19 protein-coding genes and 2 tRNA genes are annotated in these 20886 nt (G+C 70.7%); 14 read left to right on the forward strand and 7 right to left on the reverse strand.

The window, feature by feature from the left end:
- Positions 1-4 precede the first annotated feature (4 nt).
- The 4 genes from MUN74_RS17030 to MUN74_RS17045 all read left to right on the forward strand — a co-directional run bounded on the left by MUN74_RS17030 (position 5) and on the right by MUN74_RS17045 (position 4771).
- Positions 5-1009: an Fpg/Nei family DNA glycosylase gene (locus MUN74_RS17030; protein WP_244853807.1), complete on the forward strand. Its 1005-nt coding sequence runs from the start codon at positions 5-7 to the stop codon at positions 1007-1009.
- 81 nt (positions 1010-1090) lie between these two features.
- Positions 1091-2644 carry a multicopper oxidase family protein gene (locus MUN74_RS17035; RefSeq protein ID WP_244853808.1) on the forward strand — a complete coding sequence of 518 codons (1554 nt, stop codon included), beginning with the start codon at positions 1091-1093 and terminating at the stop codon, positions 2642-2644.
- The gene (locus tag MUN74_RS17040) at positions 2634-4034 is read left to right on the forward strand and encodes a sensor histidine kinase (protein WP_244853809.1); all 1401 of its coding nucleotides are present in this window, start codon (positions 2634-2636) and stop codon (positions 4032-4034) included. Before MUN74_RS17035 ends, MUN74_RS17040 begins: the two co-directional genes overlap by 11 nt.
- A 77-nt stretch (positions 4035-4111) precedes the next feature.
- The gene (locus MUN74_RS17045) at positions 4112-4771 is read left to right on the forward strand and encodes a response regulator transcription factor (RefSeq protein WP_244853810.1); all 660 of its coding nucleotides are present in this window, start codon (positions 4112-4114) and stop codon (positions 4769-4771) included.
- 4 nt (positions 4772-4775) lie between these two features.
- Here the strand turns inward: MUN74_RS17045 and MUN74_RS17050 are convergent, their stop codons facing one another.
- The 3 genes from MUN74_RS17050 to MUN74_RS17060 form a co-directional block, all read right to left on the reverse strand.
- Complete coding sequence (locus MUN74_RS17050; protein WP_244853811.1) at positions 4776-5471, reverse strand: hypothetical protein; 696 nt, start codon at positions 5469-5471, stop codon at positions 4776-4778.
- An 84-nt stretch (positions 5472-5555) separates the two neighbouring features.
- The gene (locus MUN74_RS17055; protein WP_244853812.1) at positions 5556-6467 is read right to left on the reverse strand and encodes an alpha/beta fold hydrolase; all 912 of its coding nucleotides are present in this window, start codon (positions 6465-6467) and stop codon (positions 5556-5558) included.
- Between the two features lie 184 nt (positions 6468-6651).
- Positions 6652-7140 carry a Dps family protein gene (locus tag MUN74_RS17060; protein ID WP_244853813.1) on the reverse strand — a complete coding sequence of 163 codons (489 nt, stop codon included), beginning with the start codon at positions 7138-7140 and terminating at the stop codon, positions 6652-6654.
- 198 nt (positions 7141-7338) lie between these two features.
- Here MUN74_RS17060 and MUN74_RS17065 point away from each other — a divergent pair, with 198 nt between their 5' ends.
- Complete coding sequence (locus MUN74_RS17065; RefSeq protein ID WP_244853814.1) at positions 7339-7734, forward strand: SHOCT domain-containing protein; 396 nt, start codon at positions 7339-7341, stop codon at positions 7732-7734.
- 73 nt (positions 7735-7807) lie between these two features.
- Here the strand turns inward: MUN74_RS17065 and MUN74_RS17070 are convergent.
- A tRNA-Gly gene (locus MUN74_RS17070) sits at positions 7808-7881 on the reverse strand.
- A gap of 92 nt (positions 7882-7973) precedes the next feature.
- Positions 7974-12467: an SCO7613 C-terminal domain-containing membrane protein gene (locus MUN74_RS17075; RefSeq protein WP_244853815.1), complete on the reverse strand. Its 4494-nt coding sequence runs from the start codon at positions 12465-12467 to the stop codon at positions 7974-7976.
- A gap of 169 nt (positions 12468-12636) precedes the next feature.
- Between MUN74_RS17075 and MUN74_RS17080 the strand changes: the two genes are divergently transcribed.
- From MUN74_RS17080 to clpX, 6 genes are all read left to right on the forward strand, one after another.
- A tRNA-Pro gene (locus MUN74_RS17080) sits at positions 12637-12710 on the forward strand.
- A 50-nt stretch (positions 12711-12760) separates the two neighbouring features.
- On the forward strand, positions 12761-14212 hold the full coding sequence (gene tig, locus MUN74_RS17085) for a trigger factor (protein ID WP_244853816.1): 1452 nt from the start codon (positions 12761-12763) through the stop codon (positions 14210-14212).
- 70 nt (positions 14213-14282) lie between these two features.
- Positions 14283-14768, forward strand: a complete 486-nt coding sequence (locus MUN74_RS17090) for a tetratricopeptide repeat protein (RefSeq protein ID WP_244853817.1) — start codon at positions 14283-14285, stop codon at positions 14766-14768.
- A 74-nt stretch (positions 14769-14842) separates the two neighbouring features.
- The gene (locus MUN74_RS17095) at positions 14843-15427 is read left to right on the forward strand and encodes an ATP-dependent Clp protease proteolytic subunit (RefSeq protein ID WP_244853818.1); all 585 of its coding nucleotides are present in this window, start codon (positions 14843-14845) and stop codon (positions 15425-15427) included.
- A gap of 26 nt (positions 15428-15453) precedes the next feature.
- On the forward strand, positions 15454-16122 hold the full coding sequence (locus tag MUN74_RS17100; RefSeq protein WP_244853819.1) for an ATP-dependent Clp protease proteolytic subunit: 669 nt from the start codon (positions 15454-15456) through the stop codon (positions 16120-16122).
- Positions 16123-16298: 176 nt separating this feature from the next.
- A complete protein-coding gene (clpX, locus tag MUN74_RS17105) occupies positions 16299-17576 on the forward strand; it encodes an ATP-dependent Clp protease ATP-binding subunit ClpX (protein ID WP_244853820.1) in 1278 nt (425 codons plus the stop codon).
- A 110-nt stretch (positions 17577-17686) separates the two neighbouring features.
- Here the strand turns inward: clpX and sepH are convergent, their stop codons facing one another.
- Complete coding sequence (gene sepH / locus MUN74_RS17110) at positions 17687-18775, reverse strand: septation protein SepH (RefSeq protein ID WP_244853821.1); 1089 nt, start codon at positions 18773-18775, stop codon at positions 17687-17689.
- Positions 18776-18970: 195 nt separating this feature from the next.
- Here sepH and MUN74_RS17115 point away from each other — a divergent pair, with 195 nt between their 5' ends.
- Positions 18971-19264, forward strand: a complete 294-nt coding sequence (locus MUN74_RS17115) for a DUF4193 domain-containing protein (RefSeq protein ID WP_026378289.1) — start codon at positions 18971-18973, stop codon at positions 19262-19264.
- Here the strand turns inward: MUN74_RS17115 and MUN74_RS17120 are convergent.
- On the reverse strand, positions 19261-19725 hold the full coding sequence (locus MUN74_RS17120; RefSeq protein ID WP_244853822.1) for a DUF3093 domain-containing protein: 465 nt from the start codon (positions 19723-19725) through the stop codon (positions 19261-19263). The two genes, MUN74_RS17115 and MUN74_RS17120, sit on opposite strands and share 4 nt — an antisense overlap.
- An 85-nt stretch (positions 19726-19810) precedes the next feature.
- Between MUN74_RS17120 and dut the strand changes: the two genes are divergently transcribed.
- Both dut and MUN74_RS17130 read left to right on the forward strand, forming a co-directional pair.
- Positions 19811-20269 carry a dUTP diphosphatase gene (gene dut, locus MUN74_RS17125; protein WP_244853823.1) on the forward strand — a complete coding sequence of 153 codons (459 nt, stop codon included), beginning with the start codon at positions 19811-19813 and terminating at the stop codon, positions 20267-20269.
- Positions 20266-20886 (forward strand): DUF3710 domain-containing protein, encoded by a 621-nt coding sequence (locus MUN74_RS17130; RefSeq protein ID WP_244853824.1) that lies wholly within the window; start codon positions 20266-20268, stop codon positions 20884-20886. The genes dut and MUN74_RS17130 overlap by 4 nt, the downstream gene beginning before the upstream one ends.

A 20886-nucleotide genomic window follows, 5' to 3' on the forward strand; every position in this document is an offset into this window, starting at 1 on the left:
CAGGGTGCCCGAAGGCCACTCCGTCCACCGCATCACCCGGCAGTTCGAACGCAACTTCGTCGGGCACGTCGTGCACGCCTCGAGTCCGCAGGGCCGCTTCGCCGTGGGCGCCGCCGAGCTCGACGGCCGGCGCATGACCGACGCGCGCGCGGTCGGAAAGCAGATGTTCCTCGGCTTCGAGGGCGACGTCTGGTTGCGCGTGCACCTCGGCATGTACGGGGCGTGGGACTTCGCGGGCGACATCCTGATGGATGCGACGATCGCGTCGGCGAACGGCCGCATGGGGCAGACGAATCAGCGGGGCACGTTCCTCGACCGACCGAACCCCGACGCGGTGGTGCTCGACTCGGCGGGCGAGAACTCGCTGACCTCCATCGGGGCGCCCCGCAAGACGCGCCTGCGCATGTCGGAGTCGGAGAAGGAGGGCAACGGCCTCGACACCTTCCCGCCCGAGCCGATCGGGCAGGTGCGGGTGCGGCTGCTCACCGACACGATCTGCGCCGATCTCCGCGGCCCGACCGCGTGCGAGGTGCTCGACCCCGCGCAGGTCGAGCAGATCGTCGCGAAGCTCGGGCCCGACCCGCTGCTCGACCCGGGCCCCGACGCCGAGGAGCGCTTCACGAGCGTCGTGCGCAGGAAGCCGACGCCCATCGGCCTCCTGCTCATGGACCAGAACGTCGTCGCCGGCATCGGCAACGTCTACCGCGCCGAGCTGCTGTTCCGAGCACGGCTCAATCCCCACACCCCTGGCAAGCGGGTGCCCGAGGAGCTCGTGCGCGACCTCTGGCGCGACTGGGCGAAGCTGTTGCGCATCGGCGTCGAGACCGGCCAGATGATGACGATGGACGACCTCGATCCTGAGGCCTACCGGGCCGCCATGGCGAGTCGTGACGACCGTCACTGGGTGTACAAGCGGGAGGGACTGCCGTGCCGCGTGTGCGGCACGAACATCCTGCTCGAGGAGATGGGCGCCCGGAAGCTCTACTGGTGCCCCAACTGCCAGGCGTGAGCCGACACGGGGGATAACCCCCGCTCGGATCGGGGCGCCCGCCGGCTGTGCCGGCCCGGCGTCGCTCGCGAGGCTGGAATCATGCTTCAGACCCGTCTCCGCAGGCCCCGCGCCGCGATCGGCAGCGCCATCGCCGCGATCGCGGCCGGCGGCCTCGTCGCCGTCGCGTTCGCCGGCTGCGGCATCGTCACGCCCGCTCCAGTCTCGACCGTCGGCGAGGTCGACTTCGACCGCCCGCTCGCGATCCCGGCGCTCGCCGACTCGACCGTGGACGCCGACGGCACCCGCGTCTTCTCACTCGACGCACAGTCCGGCACGACCGAGTTCGAACCCGGCGTTCCGAGCGACACCTGGGGGTTCGACGGCTCATACCTCGGCCCGACGCTCGTCGCCGACCGCGGGGAGCACGTGCGCGTCGACGTGACGAACTCGCTCGACGTGCCGACGACCGTGCACTGGCACGGCATGCACCTGCCTGCAGAGATGGACGGCGGCCCGCACCAGATGGTCGAGCCGGATGCCTCGTGGTCGCCGGAGTGGGACATCGACCAGCAGGCGGCGACGCTCTGGTACCACCCGCATCCGCACGGCGAGACCGAAGGACACGTCGAGCAGGGGCTCGCCGGCATGTTCATCCTGCACGACGAGCACGAGCGCTCACTCGGCCTGCCCGGTGAGTACGGCGTCGACGACATTCCCGTGATCGTGCAGGACACGGGTTTCTCCGCCGACGGCCGGCGGGAGTCGAAGCAGCGCACCTACGCGGGCGGGATCGGCGACGAGCTCATCGTGAACGGCACGCGCAGTCCGTACCTCGAGGTCGACGATTATCTGGTGCGCCTGCGACTGCTCAACGCGTCGACGGCACGCACCTACGCCTTCACCTGGAGCGACGCCCGGCCGGTACGGCTCATCGCGACCGACGGCGGCCTGCTCGAGGCCCCGGTCGACCTCGATCACGTGCGCCTCTCGCCCGGCGAACGCGCCGAAGTGCTGCTGCGCGTGACCCCGGGTGAACGCGTCGTGCTGCAGTCGAGGATGACCCCCGAGATCGCCGGCCTGGTCGGCCCCGTGGCCGGAACCAACGGCGGCAGCGACGCCTTCGACGTGCTCGAGGTGCGCGCCGCCGATCGGCTCGACCCGGCGCCCGAGGTGCCGGCGCAACTGAACGAGATCGCCGACTTCGAGGAGCGCGAGGTCGCGACCACCCGCCGCTTCGAGCTCAGCGACAGCTTCGAGATCAACGGCGAGTCGATGGACATGGGCCGGATCGACGAGACCGTCACGGTCGACACCCTCGAGCGATGGGTCGTCGAGAACGCGACGCAGGTCCCGCACAGCTTCCACGTGCACGACGTGCAGTTCCGGATCGCGTCGATCGACGGTGAGGCGCCGCCGCCCGAGCTGGCCGGCTGGAAGGACACGATCTTCACGGAGCCCGAGACCGAATACGAGCTGCTCATGCGGTTCGAGGACTACACCGACCCCGACACGCCGTACATGTACCACTGCCACCTGCTGTGGCACGAGGACCAGGGCATGATGGGCCAGTTCGCCGTCGTCGAACCCGGTCAGTCGGCACGCCTCGACCCGGCGGGGTCTGCCACGATGACGGGAGGACACCATGGACACTGAATCGACGAGCACGGAAGCGATGCCGACCGGCACGATGCACCCGATCACCACCGACGATGCGGCGCCGCGGCGTCGCGGCTACTGGTCGCTCTGGGCGACCGTGCCGCGCGAGTTCGGCTTCCTCATCCTGACGATGCCGATCGCGATCACCGGCCTCGTGGTGCTGTCCACGACGTTCTTCACGGGCCTCGGCCTGATCTTCCTCGTCATCGGCATCTTCATCGTCGTCGCGGCGATGTTCATGGCCCGCGGTTTCGGAACGCTCGAGCTCGTCCGGCTGCGCTGGGCGGGCCGACGCGAGATCGCGCGCCCCGTGTGGGAGCACGGCGACCGCGACCAGGGATTCTGGCGCACCATGTTCGCCCCGTTCGTCGACGGCCACTACTGGCTCTATCTGCTGCACGGCATCGTCGTGAACCCGATCGTCAGCGTCGTTTCGTGGAGTCTCACGGTCGCGTGGACCTCGGTCGCGCTGGGCGGCACCACGGGGTGGTTCTGGCAGCGCTACATCCCCTCGTATCGCGGCGAGGACGCGTTCTGGCTCTACGACACGGTGCTCGACTTCCTCTTCCCGGCCAACACGTGGCACATCGATCCCGGCGTCGGCGAGGCGGTGTTCGAGCTCGTCGTCGGTCTCGTCTTCCTCGCGACGCTGCCGTTCGTCTTCCGCGGGCTCACCCTGCTGCACGACGTCATCGGCCGCGGCATGCTCGGGGCCTGGCGGTCGGAGGCGCTCGAACGCGAGGTCGCCCAGCTCGCGGCATCCCGTGGGGCCGCCGTGCAGGCGGAGGACGCCTCGCTCCGGCGCCTCGAACGCGACATCCACGACGGGCCGCAGCAGCGACTCGTGCGCCTGCAGATGGACCTCGCCGCGATCGAGCGCAAGCTGGATCGCGACCCCGAGTCGGCTCGTGAACTGCTCGGCGAAGCGCGCAGCCAGGCGCGCGAGACGCTCGACGAGCTCCGGGCGCTCTCACGCGGTTTCGCCCCGCCGATCCTGCAGGACCGGGGACTGGCGGTCGGGCTCGAGTCGCTCGCCGCGCGCAGCCCGGTGCCCGTCACCGTCGAGATCGCGCTGCCCGCGGATGCTCCGCTGCCGGCGGCGATCGAACGCAACGTGTACTTCGTGGCCGCCGAACTGCTGACGAACGCCGCGAAGCACGCCGATGCGGCGGGCGTCCGCCTCGCCGTGTCGACGCGCAACACCGGGGCCACCGGTCGCTGGGTCGATGTGTGGGTCACCGACAACGGTCGTGGTGGCGCTTCGGCGGTGCCCGGCCACGGTCTCGCCGGGCTCGCCGAGCGCGTGCAGGGGCTCCAGGGCCAGTTCGTCGTCGACAGCCCGGCCGGCGGACCGACGACGATCGGCGCTCACATCCCGTACGCGTAACGGTCGGTCGAGTCGGCGCCCAGCGCCGTATCGAGACCACGCCATGAAGCATCCCGAACGCTCGATAGTGTGGGGCCATGACCGACTCGGCCCGGCCCCTCCGCATCGTGCTCGCCGAGGACTCGGTGCTCCTGCGCGAGGGGCTGGTGCGCCTCTTCGACGAGGCGGGCTTCGAGACGGTCGCCGCCTACGGCGAGGCCGACTCCCTGCTCGCCGCGATCGACGAGACGAACCCCGATCTCGCGGTGCTCGACGTGCGCATGCCGCCGACGTTCCGCGACGAGGGGGTGCGCGCGGCGATCGAACTGCGCAAGCGCCGGCCCGGTCTCGGCGTGCTGCTGCTCAGCCAGTACGTCGAGGGCACCTACGCGCACGAGCTCCTGTCCTCGGGCGAGGGCGGCATGGGCTACCTGCTGAAGGACCGTGTGGCGTCGCTCGACGAGCTCGAGGACGCGGTGGAGCGCGTCAGCGAGGGCGGCACCGTGCTCGACCCGCAGGTCGTACGGGAGCTCCTCGCCCGCCGCAGCGATCCGCTCGCGACGCTCACTCCGCGTGAGCGGGAGGTCATGGAGCTCATGGCCGAGGGGCGCACCAATGCCGGCATCGCGAAGCAGCTGTTCATCGGGGTGGGCGCGGTCGAGAAGAACGTGACGTCGATCTTCCAGAAGCTCTCGCTCGAGGACTCGGGCACCGACCACCGCCGGGTGCTCGCCGTGCTCACCTGGCTGCAGCGCTGAGCGGTCATCCGGGCGAGGCGGGCAGGGATGCGTGCGCGGTCAGCACCGAGCGGTAGCTGCGGTACCCCCGTCGCATCCAGAGTACGAACTGCACGATCGCGACCACCGCTCCGACCCCGATCGACCACGCGGGCGAGGCCGTCGCCGCGAAGACCACCGCACCGGAGAAGAGTCCGACGAGCGCGGTGTTCACGACGAGCATCACCATCATCGAGCTCGCGAGCACCTGCGAGCGGTCCCGCGTCGCGTACGGGTAGTAGGTCGTCTTCGCGCCCGCTTCGTCGTCGGTCGTGCCGGTCACGAGGTAGCGCGCCATCCCGGGGTCGAGGTCGAGGTACCCCCTGCGCAGCCGATTCATCGCGAGCACGTACACGAGGTCCTCGGTCGCGGTGTTGAAGACCCGCAGCTGGGTGATCGCCCCGAGCACCACGAGCAGCGTGAGCACGCCGACGGCGGCGGCGCCGAACCAGCCGCGGAACTGCGTGGCGTTGCCGAGTACGCCCAGCGAGACGAGGCCGGCCGAGACGAGCGTGAGGAAGATCGCGATGCGGGTGAGCACCTCGCTCTGGGTCGTGCTCCGCGAGGCGAGGAGGCTCCAGTGCTCCGTCGCGAGCATCTGCGCGCGCAGCGACTTCTGCGCATCGCTGAGCGATGCGGCGTCGTCCTCGGGCAGTGCGGGCCCGGAAGCATCCGCCGCCATGTCGGCATTGTGCACCCGTGACGCACCGCCTCGCCATCCCGCGAACGGGGCGGGGCCCGACCGCGCAGGCGGATCGTCCGGCGGTCAGCCCTCGTCGGACGAGTGGCGCGGCGCCCCGCGGTGGATCTCGATGACCTTCGTCTCGCCGGGGGAGTCGGGGTCGTCGGTGATCGGCTCATCGGCCATGAACTGCCGGATGATGTGCGAGAGCTCGCCCGGGTGGCTGAAGTTGATCGCGTGCGCCGCGCCCTCGATGACGACGACGGTGACGTCGGTGTCGACGTGGGACACGACCTCGTGCACGCGGGTGGGCGCGGGGATGAGCGGGTCGCGGTCGCCGATCACCGCGATGATCGGCACCGGCAGCGAGAGCAGGCGCTCCAGGGTCGGGTAGCGGGTCAGGGCGCCGAACATCTTGACCGTCGACGCGACGCCGAACTTCAGGTAGTCGGGCGCGGCGACGCGCATCATCCGCTTCGGCTCGCGCCCGCCGTCACGGGCGAGCTGCACCATCGCGCGAGCGAGCGGCTGGTTGTGGTACCCGCCCGCGGGCGAGACGAGGACCGCCCGCTCGAGCCGGTCGGGGTAGGTGTTGCCGAACTCGCAGATGACGGGGCATCCCATCGAGTTGCCCACGAGTGTCGCCTTCTCGATGCCGCGATCGTCGAGGAAGCGCACGGCAGCCTCGGCGAGCGAGCTCAGCGTGAGGCCCTCGGCGCGGGTTCGGCGCGCGCTGCGCCCGAACCCCGGCAGGTCGGGCACGAGCGTGTGGAAGTCGTCGGCGAGGAGTTCTGCGGTCGGCAGCAGGTAGTGCCCCGAGAGTCCGAACCCGTGCACGTGCATGACGACGGGGGCTCCCGGGGGAGGCGTCGGCGACTCGCGGTAGAAGACGTCGAGCCCGTCGACCGTGGTCCAGTGCTCGGCGAGCTTCGACTGCGGGCGCTTGGGCGTCTTGCGCTCCCGATGCCGGTTCGAGGCCGCCTCCGTGCTCGCCATCGCCGCTTCCCCTTCCGTCGCGCGCCCGGTCGTCGGCCGGGGCCCCTGAGATGATTCTCGCGCACTGCGGGCCCGGTCGGGTCGTGCGATCCGTGTGAAATCCCCACGTGGACGACGACGGGCCCGGATGCCGCGACCGACGAGGTCGGCGCGAGGCATCCGGGCCCGTCGACCCGTCACGCCGTCATTCGACGGCGATGTGCGAGAACAGGAACCAGCGGTCCTTGTCGAGTCCGCGACGGATCTCGATCGCGACGTCCTGGCTGGCCGGGTCGAGGTCGGCCAGACCCTCCACCGCGGCGTTGATCTTCTCGGTCGCGAGGTCGATCTGGCTCACGACGCCCGAGATGGCCTCCTCGTACGAGAGGAAGCCGAGCTTCGGGTCCTTCGCGCCGCTCTTCGCCGCGACGGTGCCGAGACGTCCGTCGATCGGCAGGCCGAGGGCGACGACCCGCTCGGCGGCGAGGTCGGCCCATTCCTGGGCGTGCGCCACCACGTCGTCGAGCAGCTCGTGCACGGCGATGAAGTTCGCGCCGCGCACGTGCCAGTGCGCCTGCTTGCCGTTGACCACGAGGGCGACGAGCTCGTGAACGACGGGGGTGAGGTACTGCGCGACGCCTGCCGCGACGTCGGCGTTCGATCCGGTCTTCGGTGCGGTCTGGATGTCGGTCATCGTGTCCACCTTCCCTGGAGTATGTCCCCTTCAACGCTACGCACCTGCCGCGGTATTTCAAGGAAGGGTAGGCAGGGCTGGGTTCGTGGTATCGGGCGATCGATGGCGGGCCGGACGCCTCGGCGCGGAGTCGCGCGTCATGCTCGCGCTCGACGCCGCCGAGCCGCTAGTTTGGCGGCACGAACGAAAGGGTCTGCCATGTACTTCCTCAACGACGTGTGGGACTGGTTCTGGTTCCTCTTCTGGATGTTCGCCTACGTGGCGTACATCTTCGCGCTCGTCTACATCCTGATCGACGTCTTCCGCGACGCGGAGCTCAACGGCTGGGCGAAGGCGGCCTGGACGATCTTCCTGTTCTTCGTGCCGTTCCTCACCGCCCTCGTGTACCTGATCGCGCGAGGCAAGGGCATGGCGGAGCGGTCCGCACGCAAGCAGCGCGAGTACCAGGAGTACAGCGAGGACTACATCCGGCAGGTGTCGTTCGCGAGCCCCACCGACGAGATCGCCAAGGCCAAGGCGCTGCTCGACGCCGGCACGATCACGCAGGGCGAGTTCGACGCGATCAAGAACAAGGCGCTCGGCAACAAGTACTGAGTGACGCCGCGTCGAACGCAGAACGGCCCGCGAGCGATCGCGGGCCGTTCTGCATGCCCGCGAGCGGTGCGAGTGGAGGGGATGACGGGAATCGAACCCGCGTAATCAGTTTGGAAGACTGAGGCTCTACCATTGAGCTACATCCCCGCGAGCGCTCGCGGGCCATGGATCATCGTAGTACACGGCGACGACGCGCTCGTGCACGACGAAGCTCGGGGGCCGGCTCGTCGGGGTCGCCGCTATCTCAGCGCGGCGATCGAGCCGATCGTCGATCGGGCGAGGCGCAGCTGCCGTTCGTACGTCGCCGCGAAGACGACGAGCAGCACGCCGGCGACCCCGAGCCACAGCCACCACCAGACGGCCTCGTACAGCCACGAGACGGCCGGCCACAGCTGGACGACGGCGTGGACGAGCAGCACGACGCCGCCGAGCACGAACGGCGCCTGCAGCCGGCGGACCACCCCGAGCACGACGGCGATCGCCGCGGTGATGCCGAGCGCGACGACGCGCCAGAGCTGCGGGTCGAGGAAGTCGGCGATCAGGGGCGGTACCAGCAGGATCGCGAGTCCGGCGCCCAACGCCGGCCAGCTCCGGAGCGAGGGTGAACGGCGGAGCTCGATCGCGCCCGCGACGATGAACGCGAGACCGATCGGCGTGGTCACGACATCGAACGGGTCGACCGTCGAGCTCGCGAGGGCGACGGCGCCGCCGACCGCGAGGATCCCTCGTGTCGTCCACACGGGAACAGGTCCGGCGAACGGGCGCCAGGTGACGGCGACCGTCGTGACGTGCGCCGCGGCGACGAAGGGGAACAGCACCGCCGCCCGCAGGAGCGGCACATCGGCGGAGGCGATCGCGACGAGCGTCGGCACGCTCGCGAGCGCCAGTGATGCCGCGAGTCCGATCTCGGCGAGCGGCGCCGGCCGGGACGCCGACCGCGCCCAGACGCTCGCGGTGACGACGCCGACGACGAGCGCGACGGCCGGGAGCAGCTCGAGCGGAAGTCCGCTCGGCGAGGCCGCACCGACGGCGAGTGCGGTCCCGTGCACGAGGGCCGCCCCCGTCATCGCACCCCAGCCGATGACGACCACGAGCAGTCGGACCGGCGCGCCGTGCGCGGTCTGCGGCAGGGCGCCGGCGAGGAGCGCGAGCACTGCGCCCACGGCCACGGTGACGAGCGCCCTCGGCTGCGAGTCGACGCTCGCGGCGACGCTCGGGAGCACGGCGATGGCCGCGCCGAGCCACATGATCGGCGTGCTCGCCGGGTCGCCGGTGCGCCGCGAGAACGCGGCACCGAGTGCAAGTGCGAGACCGACCGTGACGGTGACGAGGTCGACCGGGTCGACCCTCGACGAGAGGGCGGCGAGCCCCGCGAGCACGAGGAGGGCGCGGGTCGTCCAGGCGGACACCGGGCCGGCGAGGGGTCGGGCGTCGGTGAGAGTGCCGGCGACGTGCAGCACCCCGACGGCCGACAGCAGCACGAGCGCCCGCGAGACGGCGTGATCGTCGACCGCGATCGCGAAGATCGTCGGCGTGCTCGCGGCCGCGATCGTTGCGGCGAACATCGCCTCGGCGACCCAGCCCGGCGTCGAGCGGAGCCGCGACCACACGACCGCGGAGAAGACGCCGACCGCGAGCGCTGCGACGGGCCAGAACTCGAGCGGCAGCGGGCTCTCGGAGCCGGTGATGAGGGCGGTGGCCCGGACCAGCGCGGCTCCGGTCGCCGCCGTCCACCCGGTGACGACGCCGAGCAGCCGCACGGGCACGCCGCGCGCAGACTCGGGCAGGAAGCTCGACGCGAGGGCGACGATCGCCCCGCCGGCCACGAGGACGAGGGTGCGGAGGTCGGAGTCGGCGGTCGACGCGACGCTCGGCAGTACCGCCACGCTCGCGGCCGATGCCAGGAGGGCCGTCCGGCCGGTCGCGCTCCGCGCCGTGGTCGGTCGGCGCCAGGTGATGAGCAGTGCGATCGCGACGAGCACGCCGGCGAGCGGCAGCGAGTAGGCCTCGACGTCGTCCACGCCCTCGCCGGCGAGCCAGGTCCAGATCGTGGCCACGGCGAGTCCCGCGCTGAGCCATGCGGCATGGCGTGCCGGCGCGTTCCCGCCGACGGGGTCTCCGTCGAGCGCCGCGAGCAGCACCGGGATGGGCGTCAGGATGAGCAGGACGAGCCACGGCTCGGCGACCGCCGCGAGCATCGGGCCGACGATCACTGCCATCACGACGCAGCAGCCGACGACCGCGAGCGAGACGACCCAGCCGGTCCTGACCGGTCGATCGGCGGGAGCGGCGAAGACGTGTGCAAAGGCCGCGGCGGCGAGCACGGCACCGGCCGCGCCGTAGAGCGCGAACTCGCTGCCCGCCCACTCCGAGACTGCAGCGATGACGGCGCCGACGAGGGTCACCGGGGTCAGAGCGGCGAAGACGATGCGGAGGGGGGCTGCGACGCCGCGTGCGAAGGCCCAGAGCACTCCGGCGCCCGTGAAGAGTGCCGGCGGAAGCCAGCGGAGGGTCTCCACCTCGCTGTCGAGTGCGAGCCAGAACAGGCCGACGACCGCGGCGAACAGCAGGGGCGTCGTGAACGCGAGCCGGTCGGCTGCGGTCCCGATCCGTGCGAGCGACCCGATGAGGAGGAGCGAGGACGCGACGGTGCCGAGCCACACCGGGACGGCGTCCCAGGGCTGAACGGCGTCGAGGTCGGCGGCGACGAACCAGGCGGGCAACGATGCGGACGCGAACGCCACGAGGGCGGCGGCCGCAGCGACGTGCGCGGCACCGAACCAGTCGAGCTCGGGCTCGGGCCAGACCCTCGACGCGAGCAGGCGCCCGGCGATCAGAAGCAGGAGCAGACCGGCGATCGCCCAGGGCCAGGTAGCGGCATCCGCGTAGCCGATCGCGAGCGCGATCGTCGCGGCGAGGGCGCCGCCACCGGCCAGGACGGGTCGGAGACCGGGCGCCGGGAACGAACGGGATGCGACGGCGAGCGTGCCGGCCGCGATGGCGAGCAGGAGACCGGTGGCGGCGCCAGCGGACTCCAGGACCGCCCCGGCGACCGACCCGCAGCCGAGCAGTGCGCCGACCGGAAGCGCGATCCATCGGCGCGGGCTGCCCAGAACTACGACGACGACGAGTACGCCGACCGCCACCACGAGGAGCGCGAGCACGGTGGACCACTCGAAGCCCGGCTCGACCCACGTTCCCGCGACGGGTCGTGCGCGCCAGGGCGGGATGGCGCTCGCGAGGCGTTCGGCGATCAGGCTGCAACCGAGGACGAGGCCGGGGATCGCGGCGATGACGGCGATCGCGCCGGCGCCGATGAACCCGAGCACAGCGTCCCGTAGGCGGGAACCGTGCGCAGCGCCCGCCTCCGGTCGGGTCCGCCGCACCCACCACGCTGCGAGGCCGAGCACGCCGCCGGCCGCGGCCGGGGCGATCCAGAGCGCATCCTGGGGGCGCACCTCGGCCGCGATCGCGGCCGTCGGGGCGAGCGCTGCGGCGACGCCCGCTGCTGCGGCGGCGACGCCGGCCCACCAGTCCGACGCAGTGGAGCGGCGTTCGAGCACCACGAGCGCGACACCCCACAGCACCGCGCAGGCGCCGAAGGTGACGAGCTGATGCCACGGGAGTGATGGCAGGGCCCAGTCCGCAGCGAACATCGCGACGGCGCCGGCGCCGAAGCCGGCGGACATGAGGATCGTCCGCTCGATGGACGGGGTGAGGAACGCCGCACCGATGCCGAGCAGCCCTGCAGCGATGGCGCCGGCCCAGACGCCGGTGGCGGGCTCCGATTCGGGAGCGCCCTGGAAGACGAGCAGGAACACCGCGACCGGGGCCACGCCCGCCGCCGCGAACCCGGGGATCCGCAGGCCGCTGAGCGCGCGCGTCCCGGCGAGCAGTGCCGCGACGACGAGGAGCGCCCCGCCGGTGTAGCCGGCGGCATCGAGCCGTTCGGTGCCGAACAGCTCGTTCGCCCGGACGATCCAGACGTCGAGCAGCAGTAGCACGACGGCGACGGAGGCGACGCCTTCGGCCGTTCCAGGCAGGCGACGGGCGCGAAGCAGCCATGCGATGCCGAGCACGACGACGCTCAGCACGGCGGTGATCACCGAGCGCACCTCGAGGCTCGCGACGAGGTACGCGACGAACAGGAAGACGATCGCCGTCACCGAGATGAGGACGACGCCGAGGGTGAGCAGGAACACCTGGATTCCCGACCGTCGGGGAGCGCCCGGCGTGCGGTCCTCGGCCGGCGCGGTCCTTGCCGCCGGAGCGGGCAGCGTGATCGGTTCGGGCGGCGCGATCGGGTCGGGCAGCGCGATCGGCTCGGGCGCTGCGACCGGTTCTGGCGCGGCGACCGGCGCGGGGAGCTCGACCGGTACGGACACGGCGGCCGGTTCGGGAAGGTCGATCGATGGGGCCGCCGCGACGGCACTCGCCGCCGCGACGCTCGCCGACCGGGCCGCCTCCTGCGAACGCCGTGCCGCCGCCTGGGCGACGAAGACCTCGCCGAGCAGCACCTGCCGGTCGGACTCCGCGTCGCGCACCCGCGTGCCGGCAGCGAGCAGTCGCACGGCGTCGGGCGTCGCCAGGTCGAGTCCGCAGACGAGGCAGCGGGGTTCGACGAGGAGTTCGAAGCAGGCGGGGCAGCGCGTCGTATCGGCGAAGTACGCCGGTTCGGTCGGCCATCGACGGAGGCCGGGGCTCGTCGCTCGGGCGGCGGGGCTGTCGGTCATGGGCACACTCTGCCACGACGCCTCGGCGCCGACCTCGCACCATCCACAGGCGCGTGTCGGGGGCGCACCGCAGTGCCCTGCCCGTGTGCAGTAGACTTTCGGGGGTCCATCGGTCGACGCGTGCTTCAGGCATGCCCGCGCCGACGGTCCGACGAGTTGAGTCGCGACTCGGGGCGTAGCTCAGCTTGGTAGAGCGCCCGCTTTGGGAGCGGGAGGTCGCAGGTTCGAATCCTGTCGCCCCGACGAGTCGATCCGACTCGACACGAACTTCCACACAACAGGAGAACTTCCACATGCCGACCACTTCGGTTGAGAAGCTGAGCCCGACGCGCGCCAAGCTCACCATCTCGGTGACGCCCGAGGAGCTGAAGCCCAGCATCACCCACGCCTACAGCCACATCGCCGAGCAGGTCAACGTGCCCGGCTTCCGCAAGGGCAAGGTGCCGCCGCCCATCATCGACCAGCGCGTCGGCAAGGCCGCCGTGCTCGAGCACGCGGTCAACGAGGGCCTCGACGGCTTCTACCGCGCCGCGGTGGCCGAGCACGAACTGCGCCCGATGGGCCGCCCCGAGGCCGACATCGTCGAGTGGCCGAGCGAGAAGGACTTCTCCGGTGACCTGCTGCTCGCCATCGAGGTCGACGTGCGCCCCGAGATCGAGCTCCCCGCTTATGACGGCATCGAGCTGACGGTCGACTCGGTCGAGGTCGGCGACGACGAGATCGAGGGCGAGCTCGAGCGCCTGCGCAGCCGCTTCGGCACCCTCATCACGGTCGACCGCCCGGCGAAGACGGGCGACTTCGTCACCCTCGACCTCGTCGCCACGATCGACGGCACCGAGGTCGACAAGGCCAGCGGCATCTCGTACGAGCTCGGCTCGGGCGAGCTGCTCGAGGGCATCGACGAGGCGCTCGACACGCTGTCGGCCGACGAGTCGACCACGTTCTCGTCGAAGCTGCTCGGCGGCGACCACGAGGGCGAGACCGCCGAGATCAGCGTCACCGTCACCGCCGTGAAGGAGCGCGAGCTCCCCGAGGCCGACGACGACTTCGCGCAGATCGCGAGCGAGTTCGACACCCTCGCCGAGCTCAAGGACTCGCTCAAGGAGCAGGCCGGCCGCAACAAGGTCTTCGGCCAGGGCAACCAGGCGCGCGACCTCCTCGTCGAGAAGCTCCTCGAGCTCGTCGACGTCCCCGTCGCACAGGGCGTCATCGACGACGAGGTGCACCGCCACCTCGAGAGCGAGAACCGCCTCGAGGACGACGAGCACCGCGCCGAGGTCGCCGAGGCGAGCGAGAAGGCGTTCAAGACGCAGATCCTGCTCGACGCGATCGCCGAGGCCGAGAAGGTCCAGGTCAGCCAGGAGGAGCTCACGCAGTACCTCGTGCAGGGCGCCGCCCAGTACGGCATGGACCCGAACGAGTTCGTCCAGATCCTCAGCCAGCAGGGTCAGATCCCCGCCATGGTCGGCGAGGTCGCGCGCAACAAGGCGCTCGCGATCGCGCTCGGCAAGGCGAAGGTGACGGATGCCGCGGGCAACGCCGTCGACCTCTCCGAGTTCACCGCCGTCGCCGGTGACGACGACGCCGAGGAGGCCGCTGAGGCTCCCGTCGAAGAGAAGAAGCCGGCCGCCAAGAAGCGCGCCCCGAAGAAGGCCGCCGCCGAGGAGGCTCCCGTCGAGGAGGCCGCCGAGGAGAAGAAGCCGGCCGCCAAGAAGCGCGCCGCCAAGAAGGCCGACGCCGAGTAATCGACGATCGAACCGTGGTGAGCGGGGCCGGGCGTTTCGCCCGGCCCCGCTTCGCGTACCGGGAGGCATCATGACGAACGACTGGCAGCGCCGCGTCGACGCGGTCTGGGACGCCGCCGGCGGGCTCGGCGACGACGAGGTGATCCGGCGCATCGACGCACTCGCCGACGAACGGCCCGATGGCGACCCGCTCGCCCTCTTCGAGCGAGCCGGCGCCCGCGACTCGGCCGGGCTCGAGGCCGAGGCCGAACGGCTCTACCGTCGCGCCATCGACGCCGGACTCTCCGGCTCCGAGCGCGTGCAGGCCCAGATCCAGCTCGCCTCGACGGTGCGCAACCTCGGGCGCCCGCTCGAGTCGATCGCCCTCCTCGTCGCGATCGAGCCCGAGTCGGGCGACCTTCGCGACGCCGTCGCGGCATTCCGCGCGCTCGCACTCATCGACGCGGGAGACGCCCGCCACGCGGCATCCGTCGCCCTCGCGGCGCTCGCCCCGCATCTCGCCCGGTACCGCGTGTCGGTCGCCGCGTACGCGGAGGGGCTCACGGCATCCGCCTAGGGCGAACAGCGGAGTTCGCGCGCGTTGCAACGGATAGATTCGATTCCAACGCGACAACCGAAACGGAGCGACACATGGCCGAACCGACACCAGGCACGGGTGTTTTCGATCGACTGCTGAAGGACCGCATCATCTGGCTTGGCTCCGAGGTGCGCGACGAGAACGCGAACGAGATCGCGGCCAAGCTGCTGCTGCTCGCCGCGGAGGATCCCAAGAAGGACATCTACCTCTACGTGAACTCGCCCGGCGGCTCGATCACCGCGGGCATGGCGATCTACGACACCATGCAGTTCGTGCCGAACGACATCGTCACCGTCGGCATCGGCATGGCCGCCTCGATGGGCCAGCTGCTGCTGACGGCGGGCACGAAGGGCAAGCGGTACATCACGCCGAACGCCCGGGTGCTCCTCCACCAGCCGCACGGCGGCTTCGGCGGCACCGCGAGCGACATCCAGACGCAGGCGCAGCTCATCCTCGACATGAAGCGCCGCCTCGCCGAGATCACGGCCGCGCAGACCGGCAAGTCCGTCGAGCAGATCAACGCCGACGGCGACCGCGACCGCTGGTTCAACGCGCAGGAGGCCCTGGAGTACGGCTTCGTCGACCACATCCGCGAGTCGGCGCTCGACGTCGCCGGCGGCGGCGGGACCCAGGCGTAGGCAGCGAGAGAAGAGAGAACGTCAGAATGAACATCCCTGCTTTCGGTGGCACCGCCTTCAACGGCGTGCAGGCGCCGGGCTCGCGCTACATCCTGCCGAGCTTCGAGGAGCGCACCGCCTACGGCTACAAGCGCCAGGACCCGTACGCGAAGCTCTTCGAGGACCGCATCATCTTCCTCGGCGTGCAGGTCGACGACGCCTCGGCCGACGACATCATGGCCCAGCTCCTGGTGCTCGAGTCGATGGACCCCGACCGCGACATCATCCTCTACATCAACTCTCCCGGTGGCTCGTTCACCGCGATGACGGCGATCTACGACACGATGCAGTACATCCGTCCGCAGATCCAGACCGTGGTGCTCGGCCAGGCGGCCTCCGCCGCGGCGGTCATCGCCGCGGCGGGCACGCCCGGCAAGCGCCTCGCGCTGCCGAACGCGCGTGTGCTCATCCACCAGCCGGCGATGGGCGAGGCGGGCCACGGCCAGGCGAGCGACATCGAGATCCAGGCTGCCGAGATCCTCCGCATGCGCACGTGGCTCGAAGAGACGCTCGCGCGTCACTCGAACCGCGACCAGCAGCAGGTGCACGACGACATCGACCGCGACAAGATCCTCTCGGCCGAGGAGGCGCTCGACTACGGCCTCATCGACCAGGTGCTCACCTCGCGCAAGACCCTCCCGGCGATCGGGCGCTGAGCGCGTTTCGACGGGTACGGATGCCTCGGCCGGATGATCGGCCGAGGCATCCGTCGTTCTGATCACGCGCCGGTTCGCGACCGGCGAAACGCCTCGCGTGTCGAATCCCGCGCGCTACGCCGCAACCGCGCGAAGTCGGGCTAGGCTCGGAACAGGCTCGTCGAGAGGAGGGTGCGATGGCACGCATCGGGGAGAGCGCCGACCTGCTCAAGTGCTCCTTCTGCGGGAAGAGCCAGAAGCAGGTGCAGCAGCTCATCGCCGGGCCCGGCGTCTACATCTGCGACGAGTGCGTCGAACTCTGCAACGAGATCATCGAGGAGCGCCTGGCCGAGGCCGGCGAGACGGAGTCGGGCGAGTTCGAGCTCCCCAAGCCGAAGGAGATCTTCGGCTTCCTCGAGGAGTACGTGATCGGTCAGGAGGCCGCGAAGAAGGCGCTCGCCGTCGCGGTCTACAACCACTACAAGCGCGTTCGCGCGAAGACGACGCTCACGACCGCCGACCGCACGCACGACGACGTCGAGATCGCGAAGTCGAACATTCTGCTCATCGGCCCGACCGGTTGCGGCAAGACCTACCTGGCACAGACCCTCGCGAAGCAGCTCAACGTGCCGTTCGCGGTCGCCGACGCGACCGCCCTCACCGAGGCGGGCTACGTCGGCGAAGACGTCGAGAACATCCTGCTCAAGCTCATCCAGGCCGCCGACTACGACGTCAAGCGCGCAGAGACCGGCATCATCTACATCGACGAGGTCGACAAGATCGCCCGCAAGGCCGAGAACCCGTCGATCACGCGCGACGTTTCTGGTGAGGGCGTGCAGCAGGCGCTGCTCAAGATCCTCGAGGGCACGGTCGCCTCGGTGCCGCCGCAGGGCGGCCGCAAGCATCCGCACCAGGAGTTCATCCAGATCGACACGACGAACGTGCTGTTCATCGTGGCCGGCGCGTTCGCCGGACTCGAAGACATCATCTCGTCGCGCGCGGGCAAGCGCGGCATCGGGTTCGGCGCCCCGCTGCACAACAAGGCCGAAGAGGCCGACATCTTCAGCGAGGTCCTTCCTGAAGACCTGCACAAGTTCGGCCTCATCCCCGAGTTCATCGGTCGCCTCCCCGTCGTCGCGACCGTCACCCCGCTCGATCGGGAGGCGCTCATGGAGATCCTCACCGAACCCAAGAACGCACTCGTGAAGCAGTACCAGCGCATGTTCCAGCTCGACGGCGTCGAGCTCGACTTCGAAGACGCCGCCCTCGAGGCCATCGCCGACCTCGCGGTGCTCCGCCAGACCGGCGCCCGGGGCCTCCGCGCGATCATGGAGGAGGTGCTCGGGCCGATCATGTTCGAGGTGCCGTCCTCGACGGGCGTCGCACGGGTCGTCGTCACGAAGGCCGCCGTGCTCGACAACGCCGCGCCGACCATCGTGCCGCACAAGCCGCGACGCGCCGAGAAGTCGGCGTAGCGGCGTCCGAAGCCGACGAGCGGGCCCCGACACCATGACGGTGTCGGGGCCCGCTCTCGTCGTGCTGTGCGGCCGCTCGGCGCGTCATCCGCGCCCCGGGCGGCGAGCCGTCAGGCCAGGTCGTCGTCGGTGCGGGCGCCGAAGACGATCTCGTCCCAGCTCGGCATCGACGCGCGACCCTTCTTCGCCGCTCGGCTCGATCCCGAGTTCGACGAGGAGGACGACGAGACCTTGCCCCAGATGCTGCGTGCGCCGGCTCCGGGCTTCTCGTCGGTGACCGGCTCGCTCGGCGTCTCGACGGCCGCTGCGGGTTCGTCGGCGGGCTCGGGGAGCGTGGGCTGCAGGGGAGCGGGGGCGTCGACCGTCGCGGATTCGCGCTCGCCCCGACGGCGCCGCAGGGCCTCGAGCAGGTCGGCGGTCTCGCCCATCGACTGCTTCGGCTCGTCGGCGCGCTTGATCGCGGCTCGTGCGACGGCGGGGCTCGACGTCTGGGCGCTGCGGGCGTACGGCAGCGGCTCCAGGTGGGGGGCCGTGTCGTCGTCGCTCTGCTCGATCTCGTCGAACGTGAATGCGCCGCTGTCGAAGCGCGACTCGTCGGAGTCGGGCCCGACGGCGCGCAGCCGGGGGATGAGCCCGCCCTTGAGCTCGCCCTGCTGCGAGAGCGTGATGGCCTCGGAGTTGAGCGGCTGCAGCGACTGCTTGCGGGGCTCGAAGGTCCAGCGGGCGTCGTGGTCGATCGTGTCGGCGGTGAACTCGAGCTTGACGATCCAGCCGCGCTCCTCGTCCTTCCAGCTCGCCCAGCGTTCGCCCTCGGCACCGAGCTTCGCGAGCCGGTCGCGGATCACGCCGCCGAACGAGGCGGGCTCGTCGGCGGGATCGACGTCGAGGGTCACATTCACGGGCACGGCCAGTGCGGAGGTCACGACGTGTTCGCGCTCGGCCATGACGGGGCCCTCGAACCGACGGATGTACTCGACCGCGGCGCCCGTGAGCTGGGCGACCTCCTCGGCCGACATGCCGCCCCTGATGTGGGCCTGCACCTCGCGGGGCGAGGGTTTCGGGCCGGTGTGCTGTTCGGGCTGCGCCTGGCGGATCCGCGACTGGAGCACTTCGTCGATCTCGATCCGGAAGCGCGCGCCATCGTCGGAGGCGGCGAGGAGCGCGCCGTTCTCGACCCCGATTACCTTGAGTTCCTGCATCGCGACAAGCCCTTCCGTGCTTTCGTCTCCGCCCAAGGATGCCACGGCCGAACGGGTGCTCGCGGGAATAGCGCGGGCGCGGCGGAAGTTGAGCAGGAAGCATCGGACGACGGCCGCGCAAAGGGTTTGCTTACGTGATCGTTTTGATGCAGACTATGGCCGCCGAATCTCCGGCGCTTGAGGAAATGGATGGGAATGGCAACGGATTACGACGCCCCGCGGAAGACCGAAGACGACTCGGAGTCGATCGAGGCCCTCAAGGAACGCGTCCCCGACAAGATGTCGGGTGTGGTCGACGTCGATGACGCCGACAACCCCGGAGGTTTCGACCTGTCGGGTGCCGACCTGTCGGATGTCGAGCTCGACGTCGTCGTGCTGCCACCGCAGGCCGATGAGTTCACGTGTGTGAACTGCTTCCTCGTGAAGCACCGCTCGCAGATCGACCACGAGACGAAGCTCGGGCCGATCTGCCTGGAGTGCGCCTCCTAAGCGCTCTGCTCCGTACCGTCAGGCCGTCGCGATCCGTTGATCGCGGCGGCCAGTTCTTTGGGATGCCGCGTCGAGACGAGCCAGTAGGGGGTCGGGTCCGCGGGGTCGACGACGGGAACCCGCACGACGGGCCGGATCCAGCCGCGGATCACGAGGAACGCGCGGGCGTCGAGCCCGGTTCCCCGCTCCATGCGGGCGGCGGCCTCGTCGGCCGCGACCGCCTCGCCGAGCAGGTCGAGCGAGATCTCGGCGCGTCCGGCGTGGAACCGACCGTCGCGCACCTCGACGACCGGCGCGGTGATCGTGAGCGCGCCGGCCACGGCGGCGTAGAGGATGATGCCGGTGGCGATGCCGGCGGGCATCGACACGGGAGCCAGCACCAGGATGCTCGCGGGCACGAGCAGCAGGCTGGCGAGGTAGATCCACGGCGTCGGCCACAGTTTCTCGCGATAGTCGGGCATGGGTCTATCAGATCAGACTTCCGTGCCGCCGGTCACCTCGCCCCTTCCGTGCTCGCTCCCCGGACTTCTGCACTAGCCTCTTACGGTGACCGATTCCGTCGACGTCCTCATCACCGCCGAGCGCACCCCCGAGTACGCCCATCCGGGCGACGCAGGAGCCGACCTGCACGCCGCCGAGGCGGTCGTGCTCGGCCCCGGCGAGCGTGCGACCGTCGGCACCGGCGTCTCGATCGCCCTGCCCGACGGCTACGTCGCGTTCGTGGTCCCGCGATCGGGTCTGGCGTTCAAGCACGGCATCACGATCGTGAACGCACCCGGCACGGTCGACGCCGGCTACCGGGGCGAGATCAAGGTCGCACTGCTCAACACCGACACGCGCGAGTCGTACGCCATCGCGAAGGGCGATCGAATTGCGCAGATCGTCGTGATGCCCGTCAGCCGGGCGCGCTTCGTCGAGGTCGAGCAATTGCCGGGCAGCCTGCGCGGCGACGGGGGATTCGGCTCCACGGGATTCGGGGAGCACAAGTCAGGAGTGAACGCGTGAGCGACATCGAGAACACCGACGGGGTTCCCGTCGACCAGCCCAAGTCGGCCCCCGACGACCGTGCCAGTGCCGGACCGCTCGACGAGGCCGAGGCGAACCCGGTTCGACCGTACGTCGATCTCGGCGGGGTGAAGATCCTCCCGCGCGAGGGCCTGCATCTCCGGCTCGAGGTCGAGGAGGGCACGAAGCGCGTCGTCGCGATCGGGCTCGACTACGCGAACTCGACGCTGCAGGTGCAGCCGTTCGCGGCGCCCCGTTCGAGCGGGTTGTGGCATGAGATCCGTGGGCAGATCGCCGATCAGATCGCCCGTCAGGGCGGCACCACGACCGTCCGCGAGGGAACGTTCGGCCCCGAGCTGCTCGCGCAGATCCCGGTCGCCGCTGGCGAGGGCCAGCAGGGCCAGATGCGTCTCGCGCGCTTCATCGGCGTCGACGGGCCGCGGTGGTTCCTGCGCGGCGTCATCGCCGGGCAGGCCGCGGTCGACCCGGCCGCTGCGGCGCAGATCGAAGACCTGTTCCGCTCGATCGTGGTGGTCCGCGGGGCGACGCCGATGCCGCCGCGCGACCTGATCCCGCTGCGCATGCCGGCCTCGTCCGCCGGCGCACCGACGGCGTAG

Source organism: Agromyces sp. H17E-10 (genome assembly GCF_022919715.1).
In the GTDB taxonomy this organism is placed as follows: Bacteria; Actinomycetota; Actinomycetes; order Actinomycetales; family Microbacteriaceae; genus Agromyces.

Excerpts from the sequence above, each read along its gene's own strand:
- MUN74_RS17040 (WP_244853809.1), top strand. The coding sequence starts at position 2,634 with ATGGACACTGAATCGACGAGCACGGAAGCGATGCCGACCGGCACGATG.
- MUN74_RS17035 (WP_244853808.1), top strand. The coding sequence starts at position 1,091 with ATGCTTCAGACCCGTCTCCGCAGGCCCCGCGCCGCGATCGGCAGCGCC.
- MUN74_RS17065 (WP_244853814.1), top strand. The coding sequence starts at position 7,339 with ATGTACTTCCTCAACGACGTGTGGGACTGGTTCTGGTTCCTCTTCTGG.
- tig (WP_244853816.1), top strand. The coding sequence starts at position 12,761 with ATGCCGACCACTTCGGTTGAGAAGCTGAGCCCGACGCGCGCCAAGCTC.
- MUN74_RS17060 (WP_244853813.1), bottom strand. The coding sequence starts at position 7,140 with ATGACCGACATCCAGACCGCACCGAAGACCGGATCGAACGCCGACGTC.
- MUN74_RS17075 (WP_244853815.1), bottom strand. The coding sequence starts at position 12,467 with ATGACCGACAGCCCCGCCGCCCGAGCGACGAGCCCCGGCCTCCGTCGA.
- sepH (WP_244853821.1), bottom strand. The coding sequence starts at position 18,775 with ATGCAGGAACTCAAGGTAATCGGGGTCGAGAACGGCGCGCTCCTCGCC.
- MUN74_RS17115 (WP_026378289.1), top strand. The coding sequence starts at position 18,971 with ATGGCAACGGATTACGACGCCCCGCGGAAGACCGAAGACGACTCGGAG.
- MUN74_RS17050 (WP_244853811.1), bottom strand. The coding sequence starts at position 5,471 with ATGGCGGCGGATGCTTCCGGGCCCGCACTGCCCGAGGACGACGCCGCA.
- MUN74_RS17100 (WP_244853819.1), top strand. The coding sequence starts at position 15,454 with ATGAACATCCCTGCTTTCGGTGGCACCGCCTTCAACGGCGTGCAGGCG.
- MUN74_RS17090 (WP_244853817.1), top strand. The coding sequence starts at position 14,283 with ATGACGAACGACTGGCAGCGCCGCGTCGACGCGGTCTGGGACGCCGCC.
- clpX (WP_244853820.1), top strand. The coding sequence starts at position 16,299 with ATGGCACGCATCGGGGAGAGCGCCGACCTGCTCAAGTGCTCCTTCTGC.
- MUN74_RS17055 (WP_244853812.1), bottom strand. The coding sequence starts at position 6,467 with ATGGCGAGCACGGAGGCGGCCTCGAACCGGCATCGGGAGCGCAAGACG.
- MUN74_RS17095 (WP_244853818.1), top strand. The coding sequence starts at position 14,843 with ATGGCCGAACCGACACCAGGCACGGGTGTTTTCGATCGACTGCTGAAG.
- MUN74_RS17045 (WP_244853810.1), top strand. The coding sequence starts at position 4,112 with ATGACCGACTCGGCCCGGCCCCTCCGCATCGTGCTCGCCGAGGACTCG.
- MUN74_RS17120 (WP_244853822.1), bottom strand. The coding sequence starts at position 19,725 with ATGCCCGACTATCGCGAGAAACTGTGGCCGACGCCGTGGATCTACCTC.